This is a genomic window from Aequoribacter sp. (assembly GCF_965659035.1).
Lineage (GTDB): Bacteria > Pseudomonadota > Gammaproteobacteria > Pseudomonadales > Halieaceae > Aequoribacter.
Genome location: NZ_CBFHWH010000115.1, coordinates 1 through 5,463, shown reverse-complemented (window position 1 = coordinate 5,463; position 5,463 = coordinate 1). Strand labels below are relative to the sequence as shown.

The 5,463-nt window shown below is 51.5% G+C and carries 7 protein-coding genes; 3 read left to right on the top strand and 4 right to left on the bottom strand.

Annotation, left to right across the window (positions count from 1 at the left end; all coding sequences use genetic code 11):
- Nucleotides 1-790: MFS transporter (locus ACTF5Z_RS11210; RefSeq protein ID WP_438985708.1), on the top strand; the 790-nt coding region annotated here is incomplete at its 5' end.
- On the opposite strand, the gene ACTF5Z_RS11205 is transcribed toward ACTF5Z_RS11210, so the two are convergent.
- Nucleotides 787-1,413 carry a glutathione S-transferase gene (locus ACTF5Z_RS11205; protein ID WP_438985707.1) on the bottom strand — a complete coding sequence of 209 codons (627 nt, stop codon included), beginning with the start codon at nucleotides 1,411-1,413 and terminating at the stop codon, nucleotides 787-789. The two genes, ACTF5Z_RS11210 and ACTF5Z_RS11205, sit on opposite strands and share 4 nt — an antisense overlap.
- Before the next feature lie 18 nt (nucleotides 1,414-1,431).
- On the bottom strand, nucleotides 1,432-2,217 hold the full coding sequence (locus ACTF5Z_RS11200) for a crotonase/enoyl-CoA hydratase family protein (protein WP_438985706.1): 786 nt from the start codon (nucleotides 2,215-2,217) through the stop codon (nucleotides 1,432-1,434).
- 118 nt (nucleotides 2,218-2,335) lie between these two features.
- Between ACTF5Z_RS11200 and ACTF5Z_RS11195 the strand changes: the two genes are divergently transcribed.
- Together ACTF5Z_RS11195 and trhP are read left to right on the top strand one after the other, a co-directional pair.
- Nucleotides 2,336-3,280 carry an alpha/beta fold hydrolase gene (locus ACTF5Z_RS11195; RefSeq protein WP_438985705.1) on the top strand — a complete coding sequence of 315 codons (945 nt, stop codon included), beginning with the start codon at nucleotides 2,336-2,338 and terminating at the stop codon, nucleotides 3,278-3,280.
- Nucleotides 3,281-3,437: 157 nt separating this feature from the next.
- The gene (gene trhP, locus ACTF5Z_RS11190) at nucleotides 3,438-4,763 is read left to right on the top strand and encodes a prephenate-dependent tRNA uridine(34) hydroxylase TrhP (protein ID WP_438985704.1); all 1,326 of its coding nucleotides are present in this window, start codon (nucleotides 3,438-3,440) and stop codon (nucleotides 4,761-4,763) included.
- A gap of 118 nt (nucleotides 4,764-4,881) precedes the next feature.
- Here the strand turns inward: trhP and ACTF5Z_RS11185 are convergent, their stop codons facing one another.
- The gene (locus ACTF5Z_RS11185) at nucleotides 4,882-5,016 is read right to left on the bottom strand and encodes a hypothetical protein (RefSeq protein WP_438985703.1); all 135 of its coding nucleotides are present in this window, start codon (nucleotides 5,014-5,016) and stop codon (nucleotides 4,882-4,884) included.
- A 126-nt stretch (nucleotides 5,017-5,142) separates the two neighbouring features.
- Nucleotides 5,143-5,463 (bottom strand): nuclear transport factor 2 family protein (locus ACTF5Z_RS11180; RefSeq protein WP_438985702.1); only part of this gene is annotated, 321 nt, incomplete at its 5' end.

Here is a 5,463-nt window from a genome sequence, read left to right as displayed (position 1 = left end):
CGCCATCAGTTTGATATTAATTGGCAGTATAGGTGGCGCGTTCTTAGGACCAGAGCTCATTGCTCAAGGCGAACGATTTTCCGACAGCGCATTCTTGGGCGCTCTGCGGGCGGCTGCGGGCCTATTTTGCATTGCCGCGATATTGCTTGCATGTTTGTCTCTACCAAAAATGATCGACGATACCGACGAACATCCCGATCAGGCAGCTCGTGGGCTACGAGAAATTGCCCAAAATCCTTATTTTCTGTTGGCAGTACTCTCGGGTACCGTCGGCTACGGCGTCATGACTTACATCATGACAGCCACGCCGGTATCGATGCACGTACACGACGGCCACAGCCTGACCGATACGGCGGAGGTTATTCGCGCCCATGTTCTGGCGATGTACGTTCCCTCATTATTTTCTGGCCTTCTCATTACGCGCTTCGGCGAAAAACCCATCATCACTCTGGGGCTAATCGCTTACGTAATAACACTCGGGGCAGCACTCGCAGGCCAGCAAGTCATGCACTACGCGATCTCAATGATTCTTTTAGGCGTCGGCTGGAACTTTATGTTTGTTGGCGGTACCACACTGCTGGTTAGCACCTATCGGGCGTCTGAGCGATTCAGAGTCCAAGGCATCAATGACGCCGCAGTTTTTGGCACCTCTGCCCTAGGCAGTTTGTTGGCGGGGACCTTGCTATCCAGTTTTGGCTGGACCACTGTGGTGATCTCAACGGTACCGGCTTTGGTCGCAGTAAGCGGCATGTTGATTTGGTTAAAAGGTCGGCCAGCGGCAAAAATTTAGGGAGCCTCCGAGAACGAGAATTCCAAGCGTTTGTCCATAACAGCGGCAAACATCGGATGCTCTAACCAGTAACCTAACCAGTTTCTAAGTGCCTGCAGATCTTGCTGCGAGTCGAACCATGCGCGATCAACGTTCGCAAACTGTCGCACAAATGGGAATAAGGCCACATCCGCGGCACTGGGTTTTGAGCCCAACAGGAACTCTGAATCTTGTAACCGTGCATCCCAGGCATTCAGCGTCCGTAGCGCTTGTGAGCGATAGTATTCGGGGCTGTGCTCCGGATAACCGACATGATACTTATAGCGATCTAGCCAAGGCTTAAACACCTGATCGCACTCGTCAATCAAAGTCTCAATGTGCTCCGGACCGGGGGCCAACCACCCTTCAAGATCGGCTTGCGCAAGTGCCCAAAAAAGAATATCACGACTCTCATCTAAGACCTCGCCGGTTGGCAAGGCCAGCACAGGCACAGTGCCTTTTGGCGATAAGGTCAGCATCGCTTCAGGTTTATTTTTAAGCTCAACTTCAATCAGTGTGAGCGTAATACGAGCTTGATAGAGCGCCATACGAGCGCGCATCGCATAGGGACAGCGGCGAAAACTAAAAAGCCTCGGAAGCGCCATACACAACATGCTCGCTACCTATTGAAAGTTTGCCGCACGCCCTTCCATTTGCGCCATGACGGCTTCAATTTGATTGGGTTTGCCAATGACCTTGTCTTGCTCGACGGATTCGGCCATCAGCAACTCGGCGTCGCTGCCCTCACCCAAAAGATTACAAATACGCTTGCTACCGCGAATGGCCGCCGGGTTCTTGCCGGCAATAACCTTGGCTAGGGCCATGGCATCTTCTAGAGGATCAGCTGCCACGTGTGTAGCGAAACCCATAGCCTGCGCTTGAGTCCCAGAGAATTCGTCATTGGTATAAATCAACTGTCGCAAATGATCTTCGCGTACGATGCCGCGCCATAACGGGAAGCCGCCCATATCGGGCACCAAACCCCATTTCATCTCCATGATAGAGCACCGTGTATCGGGGTGAATGAAGCGAATATCGGCGCCCGACATGATTTGAAAGCCGCCACCAAACGCGATGCCATGCACCGCAGCGATAACCGGCACCTCGAGAGCGCGCCACCCCCAAGCCACCTGCTGCCAGGCATTTGCAAGCCCGTAGGTGCGCTCGATCAAATCAGAGCCAGGGCTGCCTCCCGAATTGGTGAAGTTACTTAGGTCCAAACCAGCACAGAACGCGCGCCCCTCTCCTTTTAGTACGACCACTCTGACATCATCCATAGTTCTAAGCGCATCAATCGTGTTGTTGATTGCTTTAAACATCTCTGGGTCCAAAGCGTTCATTTTATCGGCGCGGTTAAGCGTCACAACGGCGATGTGGTTGGCAACTTCGATGTTGACTCGTTCAGACATGATGGGCCCTTTTGTTATGATGTAAAAGCCTAACTGTAACCCAAAATGAAAAGCTTGTCTGGCATCCATGGGGATGTTCCATTACGATCCGAGTACAATAAAAAACTGAGGGCTCCCCATGCACATTCTGGCAAAGATCATCCTTTGGCTTGTCGCATTAGTCGTCGTGATAACCGCCATACCCTATAGCTACATCTTACTGACCTCCGCACCGCTCGACAGAACTGAGCAAGACACTCTAGGCGGTTTATACTTAGATACCGATCAAGGGCGCTTATCGTATACGCGTGACGGCGACGAGAACGCGCCTGCAGTGATTCTGGTTCACGGCTTCAGCACGCCTAAATTTGTTTGGAATCAAGTAAAACCTGAGCTCGTCGATGCTGGCTTTCAAGTCATTACCTTTGATCATTTGGGACGCGGCTTCTCTGACCGCCCCAAGGGCCCCTACGACAGCAATTTATATCGTCAGGAACTTCTGGACGTCATCGAAGGACTGGACTTAAAAACACCAGTAACCATGGTTGGCTACTCTATGGGGGGAGCCAACGTCATTGATTTTACTGCAGAGCATCCAGAACAAGTTAAACAACTTGTTTTAATCGCGCCAGCTGGCTACATGGGTAATTCAGGCTCGCTAAGCGCTCTGGCCAAGCCAGTGCTCGGTGACTATATCGCCACCGTATTTGGTAAACACTACGCAATAAAATCCATCCGCGAAGAAGTGAATTCAGGTGCGGCGCCAGCCGAGATGCTCCCGTTATTTGAGCAACAGGCCAACTACAAAGGCTACACGAATGCCTTACTGTCGACTCTTAGGTCCTATCCAATGGGAGATCTAGGCGACCGTTATCAGCTCGTTGGACAAACGAACATTCCGGTGCACGCGATTTGGGGCACAGCAGATCAAGTGGTCCCCTACTGTGGCTTGGCAGAAATGGCGGAAGACGTGCCACAATTAACCTCGACAACCTTAGATGAAGGCAACCACAACATTACGTATGCTCGAGCGAGTGAAGTGACAAGGGCGTTACTGGATGCACTTGCCCCCACTAAGTCATAAAAATCAAGCGTCGGCCTCGCCAGCGTAATATTTGATATGAGTCAAGTTGAGGGCTAAATCCCCCTGGTAACACTGGGAACACGCACCCAAGCGCATTGTTCGGGCGGTGGTAAGCTCCGATAATGCGCGGCGATTTTGAACATGTGTTGGCCGCTCTATGAACTCCCCTGAACTCCTATCGCCCGCTGGATCCCTCAAAGCCATGCGCTACGCTTTCGCGTACGGTGCCGACGCTGTGTATGCAGGGCAACCACGCTACAGCCTTCGGGTACGAAACAACGAATTCAATGATATCGATAAATTAGCGTCCGCGGTGGATGAAGCCCACGCAAATGGCAAGCAATTTTTCATCGCAAGCAACGTATCACCTCACAACGACAAGCTCAAATACTATCTACGTGACATGGAACCTGTCGTTGCAATGAAGCCAGACGCCATCATCATGGCCGACCCCGGACTCATAATGATGGTTCGCGAGCGCTGGCCTGATCTACCAATACATTTGTCGGTTCAATCGAATGCCGTGAATTGGGCCACCGTTAAGTTCTGGCAAAAGCTCGGACTGACTCGCATCATTCTCTCCAGAGAGTTGTCTCTGGAAGAGGTAAAAGAAATCCGCGAACAGTGCCCCGATATCGAACTGGAGGTCTTTATCCACGGTGCTCTGTGTATTGCCTACTCCGGTAGATGTTTATTATCTGGCTACATCACCCACCGCGATTCCAACCAAGGCGCCTGCACTAATACTTGCCGCTGGAAGTATCAAGCGCACGAAGCCGCTGAAGATGCCAATGGCGATGTCGTAGCTTTGCACGACCCGAACGCCGACAGCAGAGAGCAAATATTCCTACTGCAAGAAGAAGGCCGACCTGCAGATCTAATGCCCGCCTTCGAGGACGAACACGGCACCTACATCATGAATTCCAAGGACTTGCGGGCCATCCAGCACGTCAAATCCTTAGTCGATATCGGTATTAACTGCCTCAAAATCGAGGGGCGCACCAAATCGCCCTACTACGTCGCTCGCACCGCGCAAACTTATCGTCGCGCCATTAATGACGCGATGGCAGGACGAGACTTTGATATGTCACTCATGAACGAGCTTGAAAAGCTCGCCAGCCGGGGATATACCGAAGGCTTTTATCGACGACATCCACCCGCCGAGTTCCAAAACTATGAAAAAGGCGTCTCGCGTGGAGACTACCAACAGTTTGTCGGCGAAGTACTGGAGGTCGACAACGCCCACCAAGAACTCGTGATATCCGTTAACAACCGATTCGAGCAAGACGACAAGCTCGAGCTGATGACGCCCACCGGAAACTGCGACTTTACCCTTCAGCAAATTACCAACAAGCGTGGCGAACAGGTTTCTGTAGCGCCCGGATCTGGCCACGTTGTTCGCATCCCTATTCCTGACGGCGCCACAATAGATCATTGCGACTACGCAATGATCGCTAGGTATTTACCTCAAACGAGCCTATGAAGCGACTGAAGTAGCTGCCCCGGCAGCTCTCACATTCCCGCCGTAATGGTGTCGCGGTCTGGGAGATTGAGCTGGGCATCTGATATGGGTAGTCGAGAGATGTTGCGACCTGCCTCAACTACAAGTCAATCAAGCGCTCGATGAGTCGACGCTGGTAGTCCGAATCGGGTGTTTCGTTGGATTTCTCATTCTGGCCGCATCCAGTCAGTAGGATAAACAGCCCAAGAATCACGAATAGCAGTCTGCGAGACATTGTGAATACCTTCTTTTCTTATTGAGAGTTTTTCACAATTAAAAGAGACCTGCAATGCTAAAGAATACCGCACTTGGGCATGCCCGACGCTGCAGACATTGGGTTTCGAATCGAGATGAATCAGGATTATCGGTTTTCTCTGTCAAGCAGGCCCGCTTGGCGTCTTAACAAAAACCATTGGGAATCATGCTTATACCACACGTGCCAATAGCGTGATGTAACAGACTCAAACTCGTCGTTTTGACCCTGAGTTTGAACCGTACCCCAAACGAGCGCTAGATCGCCCGTAGAGAAGACATAGCGATCACCCAGTTTGAAGGTCTCGACTAACCCAGGGCTTTGTCTCAAGTAAGCTAGCAAACGAGGTTTACTGAGCTCCGTTTGAAAGTGCGTTAAGTAACGAAACTCCTCGTGCAACATTGCTTCAATGGAACTGGGGTCAGCGGC